This window comes from Microbispora oryzae, from assembly GCF_017896165.1.
In the GTDB taxonomy this organism is placed as follows: domain Bacteria; phylum Actinomycetota; class Actinomycetes; order Streptosporangiales; family Streptosporangiaceae; genus Microbispora; species Microbispora oryzae.
In genome coordinates, this window is sequence record NZ_JAFCNB010000002.1 from 176103 (window position 1) to 196177 (window position 20075).

A 20075-nucleotide genomic window follows, 5' to 3' on the forward strand; every position below is an offset into this window, starting at 1 on the left:
CTCACTCCGGTATCCCGACATTTCTGGAATTGCGTGCGAGGCCCGCGCGTGGCGGATAACCTCGGCCCGGTCTCGACGATCTCGAATCAGGGGATGCGGTTTGACGCGTTCGTGGGCGGAACTGCCGACCGGCCGTGCGGTCAGGCTCGTGGGGCCGGCGGCCGAGCCGGTCTCCCTCCCGGCCGAACCGCTTCCGCCCTCCGCACCCGCCGTCGTCGCGTACACCCCGCCTCCGGGAACGACCGCGGACGTCGTCCGCGCCGTACTGGCCGAGCTCGACCGGGCCGCCGCCGAGTTGTTCCCCGCCTGGCTCCCCGGCGCGGAGGACATCCGGGACACCGGAGGCGGGAGCGTGCCCGCCATCCGTGCCCTCGCCCGCGCCCTCGCCCACGAGACCACCCGCGCGCCCGCCCATGAGACGGCCCATGAGACCGCTCGTGACACCTCCTCCGCGACCGCCCCTGAGAGCGTCTCGGCGGCCCCGCGTTTCGGTCCGTTCCTGGCCGACCTGGCCGAACGATCGCTGCGGGCCTCCGTCATGGGAACAGGCACCGCAGGAACGGACACCACGGGATCAGACGTCACGGGATCAGACGTCACGGGAACGGACGTCACCGGAACAGGCGTCATGGGAACAGGCGTGATGCGAACGGCCGTCGCGGGAAGAGGCACCGCACCGCCGGAGATACGGGCGGCCGGGCTGGCCCGGGTCGTCGCGACCGGCCTCGGCCGGGACCGGACGGCGATCCTGATGCCCGTCCCTGCCGGGCTCTCCCACCTCGGCGAGCACGCGCTGGTCGCCGCCTGCGAATGGCTGGCCTTCCACGGCGGACTCGGGGTTTGGCTGACCGGCGCCCCCTTCACCGCCGTGGACAGGCTGGAGACGATCACCCTCGACCTGCCCGTCCCGCCCGGGGTACAGCCGGCACCGGCCGCCGCGGGCCCGCTCATCCGGCTGGTCTATCCGCCCGTCGCCGGCCGGCCACATCCCGCGAGCCGGGCGGAGCGGGCGCTGGAGGCCGCGCTGCGGGAGCGGCCGTGGGCCGCGGGCCGGATCTGGAACCAGACCCATCGATCGTCCCCGCTGGCGCCGCTCATCCGCGTCGACCTGATGTGGCGGGCCGAGCGCTGCGCGGTCGAGATCGACGGGCCCGAGCACCGCACCGCCGACCACTTCGAGGCCGACCGGCGGCGTGACATGCGCCTCCAACTCGACGGCTTCACCGTCCTGCGCTTCACCAACGACCAGCTCATGACACAGATGGACACCGTTCTCCATGACCTTGAGCGGTTCCTGCACGGCCGCCGCTCTGGAACGTTCGAAGGATCGACTTCCCATGCCTGACAAGCCGCTGACCCCGGCCCAGACCGCCGCCCTGATCATTTTGATGGTCGAAGCGGGCGAGGTCACCAACCCCGAGCTCGCCGAGCGCTGGGGCCACACCCTCACCGGCAAGGACCGGACCCAGCTGAACGACCTCAAGCTCGTGGAGAGCAAGAAGGTCGGCCGGTCGTACGCCCACATGCTCACCGACGCGGGGTGGGCGCGGGCCGCCGAGGAGTTCCGCGACGGCGTCAACGCGCCGAAGGGCTCCGTGGGCGGGGCGCTGCGGGCTCTCGTCTTCGGCGTGCACCGCTTCATCCGCCGGACGGATCAGACCCTCGCCGAGGTCTTCGCCCGCGACGAGGACGTGCGGGACGGGACCGCGACGCCGGGCGAGGTGCCCGGCAAACCCAGGACCGTGCCGGGCGCCGGAACCAGCCAGGACCCCGAAACAAGGCCGGACACCGGCGCCGACACCAACACCGGCACCGATCTGGAGACGCGGATCCGGGACGCCTATCGGCGGCTGGCGTCCGCCCCGAACGCCTGGGTCGGCCTGGCCTCCCTCCGCGCCTCGCTGGGCGGCGCGGGCCGGCGGGAGGTCGACGACGCGCTGCGCCTGATGATCGCGATGCCGGGCGTGCGCATCGTCCCGTTCGACAACCAGAAGGCCCTGACGCCGGACGACCACGACGCGGCCGTCGTGATCGGCGACCAGGCCAGGCACCTCATCATGATCGGCGCATGATGGGCGGCGACGAGCTGACCGGCCTGGCCGCGCTCAGGTTCAACTACGCCCAGGTGGCCGACGACGTGTGGCATCCGTCGCCGTTCCACGTGGAGAGCCTGCACCGGCACGCGGTGGGAGACATCCTGGACGGGCTGATCGAGGCCGAGGAGAGCCTCGGCGGCAGCCCCATCGGCCTGGTGCTCCAGGGACAGCGCGGAGCCGGCAAGACCCACCTGCTCGGCTGGGCCCGCCGGAGGGTGCACGAGGAGGACGGCTACTTCTTCCTGATCAGCCTGCTCGACGCGCGCGACTTCTGGGAGAGCGTGGCGATCTCCATGCTCGACGGCCTGTCCCGCCCGATGCCGGACGGGAGGAGCCAGCTCGCCGAGCTGCTCTGGCGACTCGCCGTGCTCGCCGACACCCCGCCCGACGCGCGCGCGGCGGTGACCGGCGAGACGCCGCTCACCCGGGACGCCCTGGACGCGTTCATCGGCGCCCTGCGCCGCTACGACCGGGAGGCAGGCCGGGCCAGGGACACAGCGCGGGCACTCGTGCTGCGCGCCTGCGCCGACCCCGCCGCCCAGGACGTCGGCGACGCGTACCTCTCCTCGTCTCCGGCGGGCGAGGCGGGCGAGCGGGCCGCCTGGGGCTTCACCACCGTCCGCAGGACGGCGCAGGAGGTCGTGGGGGACCTTTCCCGGCTCCTCGCGCTCACCGGCCCGTCGGTGATCGCCGTCGACCAGCTCGACGTGCTGCTCGCGCAGTCGGCCATCGCCGCGAACGGCTCCATCAGCGTCGTCCCGGGCACCGGGAGCGACGCCTGGCGTGAAGCGCTGATCGTCGAGCAGGTCGCGGGCGGCCTGATGGAGCTTCGCGAGGTCACCCGCCGCACGCTCACCGTCGTCTCCTGCCTGCCCTCGACCTGGATCCTGATCCAGAAGCAGGCCACCGGCACCGTCCGGGACCGGTTCCGCCTGACGCTGCCGCTCGGCATGATCCCCGACCCCGAGACCGGTGCGGCCCTGATCGAGAAACGGTTCGCCACGCAATATCGGGCCGCCGGGTTCGCCCCGCCGTACCCGACCTGGCCCGTTCGGCCCGAGGCCTTCGCGCGGGCGGCCGAGTACACCCCCCGGCAGCTGCTCATCCGCATCGACGAGCACGTGCGGTCGTGCCTGACCACCGGCGTGGCTCGTGAGCTGGAGAGTCTGGGCGCGACCGGGCCCGTGGTCCCCGCAGACCCTCAGGATGGGCCTGTCGCTGTGCCTGTCGCTGTGCCCCGCGTTGTGCGCACGCCGCCCCGGCTCACAACCGAGCCGGGGCCGGCTGACGAGCTCGCCGCGCTCGACGTGAGGTTCGCCCAGCTCCGGGCGAAGGCGCAGGTGGCGGACGCGCTCGATCCGGCGACGGAGGACGCGACGATGCCGGCGCTGCTCACCGCGGGGCTGGCGGCCTGGATCATGGAACGGGGTGAGGCGGCGGGCCGCGTCTTCGGGCTCGACCCGCTCCCCAGCGCGAAGCCGCCGTTGCACGCGCGGTTGCGCCGGACGCTCGACGAGCTGGTCGAGGACGAGGCCCACTGGAGCTTCCGCGCCATCGCCGCGGCCCACCCCGTCGCGGCGCTCAACCGCCTGAAGGCGGCCTCGGTCATGGCCGGGCTCGACGCGGCGGTCCCCAAGCGCCGGCTGTTCGTGCTGCGCAACCACGACTGGGCGAAGGGCCCGCGCACCCGGGAGGCGCTCGACGCGTTCGAACGGGCCGGTGGCCGGGTGGTGCGGATCGTGGAGGAGGATCTGCGCATCTTCTCCGCCCTCCGGCAGCTCATCGACGATGGGCCTGCCCACCTGCGGGCATGGCTGTCGGCCCGGCGGCCGGCCAGCGAGGTCAAGCTGTTCGGCGAGGCCCTGAGCGACGCGGGTGAGGGCCCGGGCGACGCCGTCGCACCGTACGTCGCCGCACCGGCGGCGGTCCCGGACGAGGAACCCGTGCGCATCCCGGCCGTCCGGACGGCCAACTCCGACAGGACGCGCGGCCCCCGGACCGAGCGGGTGCCCTCACTCACGTCGTCCCTGGCCCGGCGACATCACACCCCGGACGTCTCGCCGTATCTCACGATCGGCACGACGGTGCCCGACGACGCCCCGGCCCGGATCGAGCTGGAGACGCTGCGCAAGCACACGGCGATCTTCGCGGGGTCGGGGTCGGGCAAGACCGTGCTGATCCGCCGGCTCATCGAGGAGTGCGCGCTCCAGGGCGTCTCGACGATCGTCCTCGACCCCAACAACGACCTCGCACGTATGGGGGAACGGTGGCCCGAGCCGCCGGCGGACTGGGCGCCGGGCGACGCCGGACGGGCGGACGACTACTTCGCCGGCACCGACGTGGTCGTCTGGACGCCGGGCCGCGACAGGGGACGGCCGGTCAGCTTCCAGCCGCTGCCCGACTTCGCCGGAGTCGCCGACGACGAGGACGAGTTCCAGGAGGCGGTGGAGGCCGCCGTCGCATCGCTGATCCCCCGCGCCAAGCTGGAGGGCACCGCGCGGAAGGCGCATCTCGGCCGGGCGGTGCTGCGCGAGGCCGTCACGCTGCACGGGCGCCGCGGCGGCACGGGGATGCAGGGCCTGATCAACCTGCTGTCCGCGCTGCCGGACGACGTGAGCAGGATCGAGGGAGCGTTCCGCATCGCCGCCGAGCTGGCCCAGAACCTCAACGCGGCCATGGTCATCGACCCGCTCTTCGGCGGCGGCGGACAGCCGGTCGATCCCGGTGTGCTGCTCACCCCACCCCCGGGCAAGCGCGCCCGGGTCTCGGTGATCAGCCTCGCCGGGCTGGCCGGCGACGCGCAGCGGCAGAGTTTCGTCAACCAGCTGCAGCTGGCCCTGTTCGCCTGGATCAAACGGAACCCCGCCGGTGATCGCCCTCTCGGGGGGCTGTTCGTCATGGACGAGGCCCAGACGTTCGCCCCGTCTGGGGCGATGACGCCCTGCACGCAGAGCACGCTCGCCCTCGCGTCCCAGGCCCGCAAGTATGGCCTGGGGCTGGTCTTCGCGACGCAGGCTCCGAAGGGGCTGCACAACCGGATTCCCGGCAACGCCGCCACCCAGTTCTTCGGCCTGCTCAACGCCCCCGTCCACATCACCGCCGCGCGGGAGATGGCGGCCGCCAAGGGCGGCGAGGTGCCGGACATCTCGCGCCTCGGCGCCGGCCGGTTCTACGCGGCGACCGAGGGCTCACCCTTCCGGAAGATCCGTACGCCGCTGTGCCTGAGCCACCACCCGAAGAGCCCGCTCACGACCGAGGAGGTCGTCGCGCTGGCGAGCCGCGACTGAGGCCGCCCCCGGCCGTGCCGATCAGCCGTGCAGATCGGGCGCACCGATCAGGCGCACGGATCAGGCGCACGGATCAGGCGCACGGATCAGGCGCACGGATCAGGCGCACGGATCAGGCGTACGGATCAGCGGAAGGCGCCGAAGGCGAGCCCGGCCGCGGCGGCGATCACGACGGAGAGGATCACGACGACGGCCATCGCGCCCAGCGGATTGGCCCGCCGGGGCGGCGGTCCGGCGGCGCGCATCACCCGTTCGACCGTGCGGGCCGGGGCCGGGCTGGCCGACGGTGTGGGCGACGGACGCGGACGCGCGGGCGGAGCGTGCCTGCGCGCCGGCGCGGCGGCCACCGGACGCGGGCGGGGCGGCGGCGTCCGGTGCCGCGGCGGCGGGGGCTCCGCGGCCTTCTGCGCCGGTCGGCGGCAGGGCGGCCGGCCGAGGCCGAGACCGGCGCGCAGGTCCACCAGCAGGTGGACCTCGACGCACACCGCCAGGCCGAGGCCGGGGCCCGCGTCGCCGGAGTCGTCCTGCGCGTCCTGATCCGCCGCCGTGTGTGCCTTCACCGCGGGAGCCGCCACCGCCGGGTACGCGAGCGCGGGGGCGGCCATGGGGGCGACGACGACGGCGGCGAACGCGCCCGCCGACCCGAGCGTCAGAGCCGCTGCGAGCCGCATGTCAGCGGCCTTCCGGGATGCGCTGGAACTCGTCGATCGCGCCGACGAACGCGTCCGGCCTGACCGCGAGCCCACCGGAGAAGGGACGGGAGATGTCCTGGGCGAGGTAGACCCCGACGCCGAGCAGCATCGCCATCAGGGTCAGCGGCACCAGGGCGAGGCCGCGGGGCCGGGCGCCCGCGAGGAACGGGAAGACGATGACCACGACACCGGTGACGACGGTCAGCAGGAGCACCCCGGCCGGCGGAGTGCTCTTGGCGTCGGCGGCGCGCTGGCGGCGGGCGGAGAAGAGATCGCTCATCCGGTCGAGCACCTGGCCCTTGGCGGCGCGCGCGTCCTCCCCCGTGGGGCGCAGGTTCATGACGGCCGTCCGCAGGGACTCCAGGCGGGTGGTGCCCTCGTCGCCGAGCCTCCCTGCGGCCATGAGCGGCCACTCCCTGCTGATCACGAACCTCGCGTAGTCGCGCAGCTCGGTCTGGACGCGAGCGGCGTCGGGCGCGGGCAGCCCGGCGGCCGCCCAGTAGGTCTCGACCAGGGCCTGACCCTCGGTGTAGGTGTTCTGCCGGGCGGAGTCGGCCGACGCCCACGGTACGACGACGGCGATGGCGAACACCAGCAGAAACAGCGAGGAGAGCATCGAACCGGCGTGGCCGACGCTCACCCCCCGCGATTCGGTGGGGTCGGTGTCCCGGCCGATCAGCCGGTACACCAACGCGGCCAGCCCCACCAGGCCGACCGCCGCCACGACGGCGAGTACGCAGACGAGCATGACCATCCCCATAGGCAGGAGCGGAACAGGACGAGGAGCGATTACCGATTACCGAGGGAAAGATTAGCATCACTTTGTGTAATCGCAGGTGTCACCTCGCCGGCGGAACCGGCTCGTCATGCTCTGCGTCCGGCCCCGGAGGGGCCGCCGGATCCGGCAAGATCAAGGCAGGATGGTGATCGCACCCACGATGGAAGGGAGCCCGCCGTGACCGACGGCTCTGCCGCCCCCGACGAGGGCCCGTACGCGGCGGTCCGCGTCAACCCCGAGGTCGCCCACAACGCCCGGGTCTGGAATCACTGGCTCGGCGGGAAGGACAATTACGCGGCCGACCGCGAGGTCGGCGACCGGATCGCCAGCATGTTCCCCACGATCGCCGACGTCGCCCGGGCCGACCGCGCCTTCCTCAGGCGGGCCGTACGCCACCTGGCGGGAGAAGCCGGCATCCGGCAGTTCCTCGACATCGGCACCGGGCTACCCACGGCCGACAACACGCACCAGGTCGCACAGCGCGCGGCTCCCGACGCGCGCGTCGTCTACGTCGACAACGACCCGCTCGTACTGGTGCACGCACGGGCCCTGCTGACCTCCGCCGAGGCGGGCGCCACCGCGTACATCCACGCCGACCTGCGCGATCCGGACGAGATCCTGCGGCAGGCCGCCGCGACCCTCGACCTCACCCGGCCCGTGGCCGTCATGCTGCTGGGCGTCCTCAACTTCGTGCTCGACACCGGCGAGGCGGCGGCGATCGTGCGCCGGCTGCTCGACGCCGTCCCCTCGGGCAGCCACCTCGCGCTCACTCATCCCACCCTGGAGCTGGGCGGTGAGGCGAACGCCGAGGCCATGGCGTTCTGGAACGCGCACGCCACTCCGCCGATCACGGCGCGCGGCCGCGCGGAGATCTCACAGTTCCTCCACGGTCTGGAGCTCCTGGAGCCCGGTCTGGTGTCGTGCTCACTCTGGCGTCCGGACGTCTCGGAGGTCGGCGCGCCGGTACGGGTGCCGCAGTACGCCGCCGTCGGCCGCAAACCCTGATCCGCGGCTTCGCCGTGCCGTACCGCCGCCGCCGCGGGCTCGCGTGAAAGGATCGCGACGGAGGTGACCGGAATGCGCGTGGTGATCGCGGGCGGGCACGGCAAGATCGCGCTTCGGCTGGAACGGCTGCTGTCGGCGCGCGGCGACGCGCCGGTCGGCCTGATCCGCAATCCCGATCACGCGGCGGACGTCGCGGCGGCGGGGGCGGAGCCGGTGGTGTGCGACCTGGAGCGGGCCGGCCGCGACGAGGTGGCGCGGATCCTCATCGGGGCCGGTGCCGTCGTCTTCGCCGCGGGGGCGGGCCCCGGCAGCGGGGCGGCCCGCAAGTACACCGTCGATCAGGGTGCGTCGGTGCTGCTCGCCGACGCGGCCGAGCGGGCGGGCGTGCCGCGCTTCATCCAGATCTCCACCATGGGCGCGGGATCGCCGGTCGCCCCCGGCGCCGACGAGGTCTGGACGGCCTACATCGCGGCGAAGACCGCCGCGGAGGACGACCTGCGGTCGCGCGAGCTCAACTGGACGATCCTGCGGCCCGGCGGGCTGACCGACGAGCCGGGCACCGGCCTGGTCACGCTGGCCGATCCGCCACTGCCCAAGGGGACGGTCTCCCGCGACGACGTGGCGTCGGTGATCGCCGCCCTCCTCGACACGCCGGACACCCGGCACCGGGTGCTCGAACTGATCGGCGGCGGCGCGCCCGTCGACCAGGCGATCCGGCTGGTGCTCATCCGCTGACGTCCGCACAACACGCGACCACGTGTAGTTAGACAATCCTCACGAACGAGAGTGTTGACCGGCCGGTCAATCAAGCCCACCGTCGGGTCAACAGGTCAATCTCCCCCGTTCGGAGGCACGGATGGATCTCACGAGATCGTTGTCCGACGTCATCGCCCTCATCGCCGGCCTGGTATCGGTGCTCGCCACCTTCTTCTGGGCGGGCGACGTCACCGCGGCCAACACTCCCCTGCTGCTCCTCGGCGCGCTGCTCGTGGTGTCCGCCCTGTGGGCGATCCTCGGCGCGGGCGGCGCCAGTTCATGGGTCACGGCCGCGTTCGGCGCCCTGCTGTTCGTCTCGCCGTGGGCCTTCGGTTTCGACGGCGACGCCGCCGCCGCGTGGACGGCCTGGATCGCGGGCGGCGTCACCGTCGTCGTCGGGCTCCTCACGGCCCTCCAGGTCCGCGGCCGGGTGGCGGCCAGCGCCTGATTCCCTTCTACACCCGGCCCGTCCTCACACGGCCCGCCCGGCGTCCGTTCGTGGCGCGGGCGGGCCGTCGCACCGTGATCAGGCGGCCCGATCAGCCGGCGCGGCGCAACCGCAGGGTCAGCACCTGGAACGGGCGCAACGTGAGCGGGACGGCGCCGTCGGCGTCGGGCGCCGGGGCCACCCGTTCCGGCTCCCGCCCCGGCGCTCCGGCCAGGGGACGTTCCTGAGGTCGTTGTAGGGGCCGTTCCAGCAGGTCGTCCACCTCCACGGACGCGATCGGGAAGCTCGCGCGCAGCCGGGTGGCGGCCCGCCCGCCGAGCGACTCGTACAGCCGGACGATCACGTCGCCCGAGCGGTCGTCCGCCAGCTTGACCGCCTCGACCCGGACGGCGCAGCCCTCGGTGCTCACCAGAGGGGTGATACCGGGGCCGGCGGGCGGCGCCGCCTCACCCGGCGCTCCAGCCGTCACCCTGAGCGGGAGGTTGAGCGCGTATCCCGACGCCACGGCGTCGGCGACGGTCGCGCCCGGCACCAGCGCGTAGGTCAGCCGGTGGCTGCCCTGGTCGGCCTCGGGGTCGGGCATCCGGGGCGCCCGCACCAGGCTGAGCCGGGCCGTCGTGGTGGTCCCGCCGTCGGGCCGGGTGGTACGGCCGACGTCATGCCCGTAGGTGGAGTCGTTGGCGATCGCCACGCCGTAGCCCGGCTCGGCGACATGGATCCAGCGGTGGTTGCACACCTCGAAGCGGGCCGCGTCCCAGCTCGTGTTGGTGTGCGTCGGCCGGAATACGTGCCCGAACTGGATCTCGGCCGCCGCCCGGTCGGCGTGCACGTCCAGCGGGAACGCCACCTTGAGGATCTTCTCCCGCTCGTGCCAGTCGATCTCCGTCTCGATCTCGATCCGGGGGCTGCCCGCCGCGACCCGGACGGTCTGGACGATCCGGGAGGCACCGAACGACCGCTCGATCCGCACGGCGGCGACCAGCGGGCCGGTCTCCACCACGGTCACCGCGTCGGCCTCGACGAGGTCGACGCGCCGCCGGAGGTAGTGCCGGTCGACGTCCCAGGCGTCCCAGCGGTTGGGGAGATCCTGGTGCAGTTGCAGCAGGTTTCCCCGGGAGCCGGGCGCCAGCACCTCGCGGTCCGCGACCAGGTCTCTCACCGAGGTGAACAGGCCCGACTCGTCGATCTCCACCCTGACCAGGCCGTTGTCCATCGTCGTTCCGTCGACCGTCACGGGCGCCGGGGGCTCAGCCGGACCGCCGAGCCGTACGGCGCCCGAGCCGGGCACCACCGCGAAGACCGCGGCCGACCCGTCGGTAAGCGGCTGACCGGCCCCGCCGGCGAGCCCGGCCCCCTCGACCAGCTCGGCGGGCACGGTCACCACCTCGGCGCGGGCCTCGGGGCCGGCGTTGAGCACCCACGCGCCCCGCCCCGGCCCGGCCGGCGCCCCGATCAGGCCCCCGGTCAGCGCCGCGGCGGCGGCCTGGGTGATCGTTTCAAGCTCGGCCCGCACCCGGGCGTACGTGGCCTCGGCCTCGCGGTGCACCCACGCGATCGAGCTGCCCGGCAGGATGTCGTGGAACTGGTGCAGCAGGACGACCTTCCACAGGCGGTCGAGATCGTCGTAGGGATAGGGGAACCCGGCGTGCACGGCCGCGGCCGAGCACCACAGCTCCGCCTCGCGGAGCAGGTGCTCGCCGCGCCGGTTGCCCGCCTTCGTCCGCGCCTGGCTGGTGTAGGTGGCGCGGTGCAGCTCCAGGTACAGCTCGCCGGACCAGACGGCCGCGTCGGGCTGCTCGGCCATGGCCGCGGCGAAGAACGCGTTGGGGTCCTCGATCACCACCCGCGGCGAGCCTTCGAGGTCGCGCAGGCGGCGGGCCTTCTCCAGCATCTCGCGGGTGGGGCCGCCGCCGCCGTCGCCGTGCCCGAACGGCAGCAGGGACCGGACGCCCGCGCCCTTCTCGGCGTAGTTGCGCACGGCGTGGGCCAGCTCACGGCCCTCGAAGGAGCCGTTGTAGGTGTCTGCGGGCGGGAAGTGCGTGAAGATCCGGGTGCCGTCGATGCCCTCCCACCAGAAGGTGTGGTGGGGGAACTTGTTGGTCTGGTTCCACGAGATCTTCTGGGTGAGGACCCAGTCCATGCCGGCCAGGCGGGCGATCTGCGGGTAGGCGGCGGTGTAGCCGAAGGAGTCGGGCAGCCAGACGCCGCGGCACTCCACGCCGAGCTCGTCCATGAAGAAGCGCTTGCCGTGCACGAGCTGCCGGGCCAGCGCCTCGCCGCCCGGCAGGTTGCCGTCGGCCTCGACCCACATGCCGCCGACCGGAACCCACCGTCCCTTCGCGACCGCCTCGCGGATCCGCTCGAAGATCTCCGGGTAGCGCTCCTTGACCCAGGCGTACTGCTGGGCCTGCGGCCCGGAGAACACCAGCTCGGGGTAGTCGCCGGCCAGGGCCGTGACGTTGGCGAAGGTGCGGCCGTTCTTGCGCTGCGTCTCGCGGATGGGCCACAGCCAGGCGCTGTCGATGTGCGCGTGCCCGGTGGCGGAGACGATGTGGGCGCTGGCGTGGGCGGGAGACGACAGCACGCCGGCGAGCGGCGCGCGGGCCCGCTCGGCCGTTCCCGGCACGTCCTGGAGGTCGATCTCGTCCATGCAGCGTTCAAGCGCCCGGAGGATCTCGTGCCGGCGCGGGCTGTCGACGGGCAGCTCGGCCATGAGCTCCCTGAGCACCTCGATGTCGAGAGACAGGTGCCAGACGTTCTCGTCGAGGACGGCCAGGTCGGCGTACGCGAGGCGGTAGAGCGGCGCGTCGCCGGCCGTGGCCTTGTCGCCCAGCGGTGTCGGGATGAATCCGCCGCTCAGGATGTCGGGGTTGGCGGCCATCTCCAGCAGCAGGCCGGCCCGCTCACCGCCCACGCTGGGATCGGCGACGGGCACGTACTGGTTCCGCGGCTCGATCCCCTTGAGCGGCCGGCCGTCCAGGTCGTACACCAGCGCCTCGGCCTGGCCGCCGGGCCAGGGGCTCACGAAGCCGAGATCGAAGATCGCCTCGACCCGCCGTCCGGCCCACTCGGGCGGCACGGTGCCGGTCGCCCGCAGCCAGGTGGTCGACCACGGCCGCCCCCATGGGGTGCCGGGCGCGAACGGCTCGTAGCGGGCGGCCAGCGCCTCCGCGACCGGCACGGGCTCGTCGGGAACGTGCCAGGCCGCCAGCTCCAGCGGCACCCGTTCGGCATGGACGGCCGGTGCGACGCGCTGCCGCAGCACCCGGTCGATGCGCGCCTCGACGAGCTCGCGGTCATCGTGCATGGGTCAGTTCCTTCCGCGAAGGTAGCCGAGCTGGGGAAGCTCACTCTCGTAGCGGTCCAGCAGCCGTGCGGCGAGCGTAACCGAGCCGACCAGGGGGTGGACGGCCAGCGCGCGCAGGGCCGCCCGGCGCGAGCCGGTGAACGCCGCCTCGATGACCGCCCGCTCGACCGCCTTGACCGTGGTGACCAGGCCCAGGGCGTGATCGGCCAGCGGCTCCACGGCCTTGGGCCCGGCGCCGCCGCCGTCCACGACGCAGGGCACCTCCACCACGGCGTCCCGGTCGAGGGCCGCGATCGAACCGCGGTTGCGCACGTTGAGGATGAGCGTGGCGCGCTCGTCCAGCGCGATGGCCCGCATGAGTGCGAGGGCGACCCCCTCGTAGCCGTCCGAGGCCAGGTCGCGCGGATCGCGTTCGCACGCGCCCATCGCCCGGCGGTTCTCCGCCATGTAGGTGGCCTCCCGCGCCAGCCGGGCGCTCTCCCACTCCTCCAGCGCGGAGCCCCCGGTCCGCGCGTAGAAACGCCGCTGCTGCTCGGCGACCAGGGCGCCGCGCGTCAGCGGCGCGGCCCGCGCGGCCTCCACGGCCTCCCGGTTGAAGTAGTAGTAGTGCAGATACTCGTTGGGGACGGCGCCGATCGCGCGCAGCCACTCGGCGCCGAAGAGCCGTCCCTCCTCGAACGACGTCAGGGCCTCGTCGTCCCGGAGCAGCCCCGGCAGCAGGTCGTGCCCGTCCAGGTGGACGGCGCGCAGCCAGCCGAGATGGTTGAGTCCGGCGTAGTCGAGCCGGACGGCGGCCGGGTCGGCCCCGAGGGCGAGCGCGACCCGGCGACCCAGCCCGGCCGGCGAGTCGCAGACGCCGATGACGCGGTCGCCGAGGTGGCGTGACATGGCCTCCGTCACGATCCCGGCCGGGTTGGTGAAGTTGACCACCCAGGCGTCCGGGGCGAGCGCGGCCACCCGGCGGGCGATCCGGTCGGTGACCGGCAGCGTGCGCAGGGCGTACGCGATGCCGCCCGCGCCCACCGTCTCCTGGCCGAGCACGCCCTCGCTCAGGGCCACCCGCTCGTCCACGGCGCGGGCGGCGAGCCCGCCCACGCGGATCGCGGAGAAGACGAAGCCGGCGCCGGTGAGCGCCTCGTCGAGGTCGCTGATCACGCGGACTGCCGGGGCGTCCGGGACGCCCGCCGCCTGCTCGGCGAGCACGCGGGCGATCGCGGCGGTCCGCGAGGCGTCGGGGTCGTGCAGCACGACCTCGGCCACCGTGCCTCTCCCCCGGTCGCCCAGGAGCGCCCGGTAGAGCAGGGGCACGCGGAAGCCCCCGCCGCCGAGGACGGTCAGCCGCACGCCCCGGCCCGCGTGCCGTCGGTCGCCGAGCACGTCAGCGACCCTATCGCGGGAGGCGTCAAACGGCCGTGACCACGGTAGGAACCCGACATGGGGGCAGACGCGGACGTGTTCCTGTCCGGACGGCTCTTCCACGACCTGGTCTTCACCGGGCTGGCGGACCCGCCCCGGCCGGGCGCGGAGACGTGGACCTCGGGCATGTCGTCGGGGCCCGGCGGCATCGCCAACTTCGCCGTGGCCCTCGCACGGCTCGGGCTGCGCGCGTCGCTCGCGGCCGCCTTCGGGGACGATCCGTACGGACGGCTCTGCTGGGCGGCCCTCGAATCGGAGGGCGTCGACCTGGCCCCGTCGCGCCGCCTGCCCGGCTGGAGCACGCCCGTGACCGTCTCGCTCGCGTACGACGGGGACCGGGCGCTGGTGACCCACGGAACGCCGCCGCCCTGCGGCGTGTCCGGCGGCCCGCCCCGGGCCCGCGCGTCGATCGTGCACCTGGAGGCCGAGCCCGTCCCCGCCAGCGGGCTGATCTTCGCGGACCTCGGCTGGGACCCCGCGCGGGAGTGGCCGGCCGAGACGCTCGACCGCCTGTCCGGGTGTCACGCCTTCATGCCGAACGCGTACGAGGCCATGCGCTACACCCGGACCGAGACCCCCGAAGCGGCGCTGGCGAAGCTGGCCGAGCTGGTGCCCGTGGCGGTCGTCACCTGCGGAGCCGGGGGCGCGATGGCCGTCGACTCCGGGACGGGCGAACGGGCGCGGGTGCCCGGCCTCCCCGTCGAGGCGGTCGACCCGACCGGGGCCGGCGACGTCTTCGGCGCCGGGCTGGTGGCCGCCACGCTCGCGGGCTGGCCCCTCGTCCACCGGCTGAGGTTCGCCAACCTGTCCGCCGCGCTGTCCGTACGGCGTGCCGGCGGGGCGCTCGCGGCGCCCGGCTGGGCGGACATCGCGCGCTGGTGGCACGGCGTCGCCGACCCTGAACTGCGCCGCGACCACGCGTTCCTCTCCGACGTCATCCCGAGGTGAGCGTCGTCTCGAGGCGAGCTCTGTCTCCGAGGTGAGTTCCGTCTCCGAGGTGAGCCGATCAGCGGCGCGCGGCCAGATAGTCCTTGGCCTCCTGCGGCGCCTTGGCGTACGAGCCCGCGTCGAAGGGCGGCCGCGGGTCGTACTCGACGGCCAGCTGGAACGCCTGGGCCGCGGTCGGCCCGGCGATGGCGGCGGCCAGCGTGAGGGCCATGTCGATACCGGCCGACACACCGGCCGCGGTCACGATCTTGCCTTCGGTCACCACCCGCCGCTCCGTGTACACGGCGCCGTACGACTCCAGCAGCTCGGCCGCGCCCCAGTGGGTGGTGGCGGTCAGCCCGGCGAGCAGGCCGGCCGCGCCGAGCAGCAGGGCCCCGGTGCAGACCGACGTGGTCCAGGTCGTGGACGCGTGCACGCGGCGGATCCAGCCGACCAGGTCCTCGTCGGCGACACCGCGTCGGGCCCCGGGGCCGCCGGGCACGAGCAGGACGTCGGCGGACTCGACGTCGGCGAACGCCGCGCCGGCCGTCAGCGCCGCGAAGCCGGCTCCGTCGCGCACCGGTCCCGGCGCCGTCGCGGCGAACACCACCTCCACCCCGGGCAGCATGCGGAGCACCTCGTACGGCCCGACGACGTCGAGCGCCGTGAAACCGGGGAACAGCGGGATGACGATACGCATGGTCTCTGCCTCCACGTGGTCTGCCCCTCCACAGTGCCGGATGGCCGGCTCGCCGGGTTGAGCGGGTGGGCCGGGTGCTCCGGCTGGGCGGGTCCTCATCCTCGGACGGCGGCCGCGACGCGGGCAAGGCCCCTGCGCGCGCCGATAACACGATTAGCCCGATTTGTCGCCTCTTGACAGCGAATCCGACCGGCCCCACCCTGTTGCGTATAGCGCTGCAAGTTCCGCTTAACGAAACAGGGGACCACCGAATGATCCCTGCGTGTCCGCTCTCGGCCCTTCCCCGGGGCGAGGCCGTCCGGCTCGACACCGACCCGCCGATCGCCGTGTTTCACACGGAGGACGGCGAGCTGTACGCCGTGGACGACACCTGTACCCACCAGGACGCGTCACTGGCCGACGGGTGGCTGGAGGGCTGCGAGGTCGAGTGCCCGCTGCACGCTTCGCGCTTCGACCTGCGCACCGGGCAGGTGGACGCGCCGCCGGCCAAGCTGCCGGTGCGGACCCACGGGGTCGTGGTGGAGGACGGGATGGTCCACGTCGTGCCGTCCGAGCTGCCGCCCAACCTGCCGCCTGGCCTGCGGACGCCGGGGCGGGCGTGAGATCCGTCGCGGTCGTCGGCGCCTCGCTGGCCGGCCTGTGGGCCGCACGCGCGCTGCGCGAGCAGGGTTTCGACGGCCGGCTCACCCTGATCGGCGCCGAGCCCCATCGGCCGTACGACCGGCCGCCGTTGTCGAAGGAGTTCCTGGCCGGCACGATGACCGAGGCCGATCTCGCCCTGGAGGACGCCGGCGAGGACCTCGGCGCCGAGTGGCGCCTGGGTGTCCCGGCCGCCGGCCTCACCCCGCGTGGTTCCGCCGGATACGCCGTCACCCTGGGCGACGGCACGTCCGTCGCCGCGGACGGCGTCGTGATCGCGACCGGCGCCACGGCCAGGTCGCTCCCCTGGAACCTTCCCGGCGTCCACACGCTGCGCACCCTCGACGACGCTCGCGCGCTGCGGGCCGACCTCGTCCCCGGCCGGCGGCTGGTGGTGGTCGGCGCCGGTTTCGTCGGCGCGGAGGTCGCGGCGACCGCCCACTCGCTCGGCCTCGACGTGACCATCGTGGAGATCGCGCCCGCGCCGTCCGCCCGCGCGCTCGGCTCCCGGATGGGCCACGCGCTCGCCGGGCTGCACGAGGACCGGGGCGTGCGCGTGCTGTGCGGCGTCGCCGTACGGGCGGTGACCGGCGGCGACCGGGTGGACGGCGTGCTGCTGGACGACGGCCGGAGCCTCCCGGCTGACGTGGTGCTGGCCGGCATCGGAGCAAGCCCGGCCGTCGGCTGGCTGGCCGGCAGCGGCGTCGACCTGTGCGGTGACTCCGGTGACCCCGGTGGCTCCTCGGGCGGCTCGGGCGGCGGCGTGCGCTGCGACGCGGGCGGCGCCACGAACCTGCCCGGCGTCGTCGCGGTCGGCGACTGCGCCGCCTGGTACGACCCCGGGCTGGGCCGCCACCACAGGGTCGAGCACTGGACGGGCGCCGTGCGGCGGCCGGAGACGGCGGCGCGCACCCTGCTGTCCGGCGGTGCGGCCGAGCCGGGCGCGCCCGAGCCGCCGTACCTGTGGTCGGACCAGTACGGCCTGCGCGTGCAGTTCGCCGGGCACGCCGGCCCGGCGGACGAGGTGACGGTGGAGGAGGGCGACGTGGACGCCCGCAGCTTCCTCGCGGTCTACCGCCGGGACGGCCGGGCCACCGCCGTGCTGGCCGTCGACCGGGTACGCCCGTTCGGCCGGTGGCGGCGCCGGATCGAGCCCGCCGGCGCCCGATGAGCGTCTCGGCCGCCGCCGGGACGAGCCCGGCCGCGCCGAGGGACAAGGAGATCAGGTGAACGAGCCAACGGCGACGGCTACCCGACGGCCCGAGAGGGAGGCGGAATGACCACGAACAGCCTGCCCCCGAGCGTGATCGCCACCCTCCCGGGCCACTACTACACGGACGAGACCGTCTTCACGCTCGAACAGTCGCGGATATTCGAGCGGATGTGGGTCTGCGCCGTCCGGGCGGCCGATCTGGACAAGCCGGGCGCGTTCCGTACTGTCCGGATCGGACGGGAGAGCGTGCTCGTCACCCGCTCGAAGGACGGGTCGGTCCGTGCGTTCCTGAACGTCTGCCGGCACCGCGGCGCCCGTATCTGCACGGAGGAGTCCGGCCAGGTCAGGCGGGCGTTCCAGTGCCCGTACCACGCCTGGACGTACGACCTCGACGGCAAGCTGATCGCGGCGCCGAACCTGACGAAGATGCCCGACATCGACCGGGTCGAGTTCGGCCTGGTGAAGGTGCACGTGCGTGAATGGCTCGGGTATGTGTGGGTGTGTCTGGCCGACGAGCCCGAGCCGTTCGAGGACGAGGTGCAGGCCCAGGTCGTCTCCAGGCTCGGCGACCTCGGCTCCATCCACAACTACGGCATGGAGGATCTCGCGCTGGCCAAGCGGGTCGTCTACGACGTGCGGGCCAACTGGAAGCTCATCATCGAGAACTTCATGGAGTGCTACCACTGCGCGACGATCCACCCGGAGCTCACCGAGGTGCTGCCGGAGTTCGCCGAGGGACTCGCCACGCAGTTGTACGTCGGCCACGGCGCGGAGTTCGGCGCGGACGTCCAGGGCTTCACCGTGGACGGCTCCCCCGGCGCCGAACGCATCCCCGGGGTCGCGGAGAGCCAGGACCGCCGCTACTACGGCCTCACCGTCAAGCCGCTGACCTTCATCAACCTGGTGCCGGACCACGTGATCCTGCACCGGATCTTCCCCGTCGCGATCGATCAGACCGTGGTCGAGTGCGACTGGTTGTTCCGCCAGGACGTGGTCGACGGCGGTCGCGACCTCAGCGCGTCGATCGAACTGTTCCACCGCGTCAACGTGCAGGACTTCGACGCCTGCGAGCGGTGCCAGCCCGCCATGGGCTCGCGCGCGTATGCCCGGGGCGGCGTGCTCGTGCCGACCGAGCACCACATCGGCGGCTTCCACGAGTGGGTGCTCGAGCGGCTCGGCACGGACTAGATCGGAGCCTGGCGTGAGCTGAAACGCGTTTCACCGAAGCTTGCCTCACTGCAACACGTCCCAAAAAGGCGGGCACCCATATCGGGCGCCCGCCCGCTTCCTCACGTCAGGTCGTGCTGAGGAACCCGGGGAAGCCGTAGTAGGCCTCCCAGATGTCAGTGAACGTGTCGATGCACGGGTCGAGGGCGCCGCCCCAGTTGTCGGAGCCACCGCCGCCCTTGCCGCTCTGGATGCCCTTGGCGACGACGTTGCCGGCCGAGGTCACGGTGTACACGGGGCCGCCGGAGTCACCCTTGATGATGCACTGGCCCTGCTTGCGGCCGCGGATCATGTTCTTGGTGATCCGGCCGTCGCTCCATTTGAAGTTGATCCGGAGCGCGTTGACCTTCCATCCGCACAGCTCTCCGGCCATCGCGCCGCCGGTGCAGTACTGGTCACCGTAGTCGGCGCGGCGCGACCACATGGCGCTGACCGGCCGGCTCGTCTTGCTGGTCTTGCCGCCGACGTAGATGCGCGGCGCGCCGTAGTAGCTGCCGGTGATCTTGATGAGGGACAGGTCGCCGTGGTAGGTGCTCTGCCCGTTGATGTAGACGGTGCCCGAGCCGTTGGCGAAGGTGTCCTCGGCGACGTTGCCGAGGTATTCGGCCGACGTCCACACCGAGCCGCCGAGGGTGGTGCAGTGACCGGCGGTCAGCATGTACCTCGTGCTGCCCGAATACCAGGAGAAGCCGTCGGTGCAGCCGCCGACCGACGTGTCGATGTGGGCGCCGCCGTAGAAGCCGCCGACATGGCCGTCGTCCCAGCGTCCCGAGGACGGCTGGACCTCACCCGGGTCGGACACGAGGCGGATGGCCATGGCGTCGGCGCCGTACCGGGCCGCGAGGGCGGCCCGCAGCTCGTCGGAGGCGAGGGTCGACTCCAGGAGGACGCGGTCGCGCTCCGGCTGGATCGTGGACGTGAGCAGCTGGGCGGCGCCCGGCAGCACGTCGGCGCCGAGGGTCAGCACCTCGTCCTTGAACGCGTTGAGCTGCGTGATGCTGTGGGCCACGACCCGGACCTTGGGGTAGACGATCCAGGGGTTCGTCACCGCGGGTGAGGCGGCCTGGGCCGACTGGGTCGCGAGCTTCGCGCCGGCGCTCGTGGCCTCCGCGAGCGCGGCCGCCTGCTTCTGCTCGGCGCTGGCGCTCCGCGTCGCCGCGGCGGTCGGCTCGCTGACCGGGACGGCGTCCTTGTCGACCGGGTCGGGCACGCCCGCCGGGTCGCCGCTGCCGTCGTCGGGCGGGGTGAGCTCGGGCGGGAGGCTCACCGGCTGGCTCGCCTCGGAGACCACGTCCTGGCTGGTCACGGGAATGTAGAGGGCGCCGGACTGCACGTACGGCTGGGCGTACTGGTCGGGCTTCGCCAGGGCCCGCGCCTCCGCCTCCTTGAGCGCGTAGCTCAGCTTGTAGTCGGGGGCGGTCACGTTGGCGTATGGGTCGTCGGTGAAGACCTCGACCATCGGGACCGGGTCGGCGGTAGCGCTGACCGAGGGGAGCGCGGTCAGGGCCAGGGCGGCGACGCCGCCCGCGAAAACGGCACGCCGAAGTAGGGCGTTGCGCATGCAGGGATCTCCGGCTCTCGATG

16 protein-coding genes are annotated in these 20075 nt (G+C 73.4%); 10 read left to right on the forward strand and 6 right to left on the reverse strand.

Annotated elements, in window-relative coordinates:
* Nucleotides 1-100 precede the first annotated feature (100 nt).
* Genes JOL79_RS04360 through JOL79_RS04370 form a run of 3 tightly spaced genes read left to right on the forward strand, consistent with a single transcriptional unit; the run spans nt 101 to nt 5383 of the window.
* Nucleotides 101-1345 carry an endonuclease domain-containing protein gene (locus JOL79_RS04360; protein WP_210154350.1) on the forward strand — a complete coding sequence of 415 codons (1245 nt, stop codon included), beginning with the start codon at nt 101-103 and terminating at the stop codon, nt 1343-1345.
* Entirely contained in the window at nt 1338-2072 is a 735-nt protein-coding gene (locus tag JOL79_RS04365) for a PIN domain-containing protein (protein ID WP_210154351.1), read from the forward strand. The genes JOL79_RS04360 and JOL79_RS04365 overlap by 8 nt, the downstream gene beginning before the upstream one ends.
* A complete protein-coding gene (locus tag JOL79_RS04370) occupies nt 2069-5383 on the forward strand; it encodes a helicase HerA domain-containing protein (protein ID WP_230984212.1) in 3315 nt (1104 codons plus the stop codon). Before JOL79_RS04365 ends, JOL79_RS04370 begins: the two co-directional genes overlap by 4 nt.
* Nucleotides 5384-5508: 125 nt before the next feature.
* Here JOL79_RS04370 and JOL79_RS04375 read toward each other — a convergent pair whose 3' ends face one another.
* On the reverse strand, nt 5509-6054 hold the full coding sequence (locus JOL79_RS04375) for a hypothetical protein (protein ID WP_210154352.1): 546 nt from the start codon (nt 6052-6054) through the stop codon (nt 5509-5511).
* A gap of 1 nt (nt 6055) precedes the next feature.
* Nucleotides 6056-6835, reverse strand: a complete 780-nt coding sequence (locus JOL79_RS04380; RefSeq protein WP_230984213.1) for a bestrophin-like domain — start codon at nt 6833-6835, stop codon at nt 6056-6058.
* 195 nt (nt 6836-7030) lie between these two features.
* On the opposite strand from JOL79_RS04380, the gene JOL79_RS04385 reads away from it, so the two are divergent.
* The 3 genes from JOL79_RS04385 (at nt 7031) to JOL79_RS04395 (ending at nt 9062) form a co-directional block, all read left to right on the forward strand.
* Nucleotides 7031-7858, forward strand: coding sequence for an SAM-dependent methyltransferase (locus JOL79_RS04385; RefSeq protein WP_210154353.1), 828 nt, complete (start codon nt 7031-7033; stop codon nt 7856-7858).
* 72 nt (nt 7859-7930) lie between these two features.
* The gene (locus JOL79_RS04390; RefSeq protein ID WP_210154713.1) at nt 7931-8593 is read left to right on the forward strand and encodes an NAD(P)H-binding protein; all 663 of its coding nucleotides are present in this window, start codon (nt 7931-7933) and stop codon (nt 8591-8593) included.
* Nucleotides 8594-8714: 121 nt separating this feature from the next.
* Nucleotides 8715-9062 carry an SPW repeat domain-containing protein gene (locus JOL79_RS04395; RefSeq protein ID WP_210154354.1) on the forward strand — a complete coding sequence of 116 codons (348 nt, stop codon included), beginning with the start codon at nt 8715-8717 and terminating at the stop codon, nt 9060-9062.
* 91 nt (nt 9063-9153) lie between these two features.
* Here JOL79_RS04395 and JOL79_RS04400 read toward each other — a convergent pair whose 3' ends face one another.
* Nucleotides 9154-12369 carry an alpha-mannosidase gene (locus JOL79_RS04400; RefSeq protein ID WP_210154355.1) on the reverse strand — a complete coding sequence of 1072 codons (3216 nt, stop codon included), beginning with the start codon at nt 12367-12369 and terminating at the stop codon, nt 9154-9156.
* A 3-nt stretch (nt 12370-12372) separates the two neighbouring features.
* Entirely contained in the window at nt 12373-13746 is a 1374-nt protein-coding gene (locus JOL79_RS04405; RefSeq protein ID WP_307848305.1) for a 6-phospho-beta-glucosidase, read from the reverse strand.
* A gap of 57 nt (nt 13747-13803) precedes the next feature.
* On the opposite strand from JOL79_RS04405, the gene JOL79_RS04410 reads away from it, so the two are divergent.
* Nucleotides 13804-14733, forward strand: a complete 930-nt coding sequence (locus tag JOL79_RS04410; RefSeq protein ID WP_210154356.1) for a carbohydrate kinase family protein — start codon at nt 13804-13806, stop codon at nt 14731-14733.
* 58 nt (nt 14734-14791) lie between these two features.
* Here the strand turns inward: JOL79_RS04410 and JOL79_RS04415 are convergent, their stop codons facing one another.
* Nucleotides 14792-15412, reverse strand: a complete 621-nt coding sequence (locus JOL79_RS04415) for a DJ-1/PfpI family protein (protein ID WP_210154357.1) — start codon at nt 15410-15412, stop codon at nt 14792-14794.
* Nucleotides 15413-15663: 251 nt separating this feature from the next.
* On the opposite strand from JOL79_RS04415, the gene JOL79_RS04420 reads away from it, so the two are divergent.
* From JOL79_RS04420 to JOL79_RS04430, 3 genes are all read left to right on the forward strand, one after another.
* A complete protein-coding gene (locus tag JOL79_RS04420) occupies nt 15664-16014 on the forward strand; it encodes a bifunctional 3-phenylpropionate/cinnamic acid dioxygenase ferredoxin subunit (protein WP_210154358.1) in 351 nt (116 codons plus the stop codon).
* Nucleotides 16011-17222 carry an NAD(P)/FAD-dependent oxidoreductase gene (locus JOL79_RS04425; RefSeq protein WP_210154359.1) on the forward strand — a complete coding sequence of 404 codons (1212 nt, stop codon included), beginning with the start codon at nt 16011-16013 and terminating at the stop codon, nt 17220-17222. Before JOL79_RS04420 ends, JOL79_RS04425 begins: the two co-directional genes overlap by 4 nt.
* Nucleotides 17223-17327: 105 nt before the next feature.
* Nucleotides 17328-18452 (forward strand): aromatic ring-hydroxylating oxygenase subunit alpha, encoded by a 1125-nt coding sequence (locus tag JOL79_RS04430; RefSeq protein ID WP_210154360.1) that lies wholly within the window; start codon nt 17328-17330, stop codon nt 18450-18452.
* Nucleotides 18453-18558: 106 nt separating this feature from the next.
* Here the strand turns inward: JOL79_RS04430 and JOL79_RS04435 are convergent, their stop codons facing one another.
* A complete protein-coding gene (locus JOL79_RS04435; RefSeq protein ID WP_210154361.1) occupies nt 18559-20052 on the reverse strand; it encodes a trypsin-like serine protease in 1494 nt (497 codons plus the stop codon).
* Nucleotides 20053-20075: the final 23 nt, after the last annotated feature.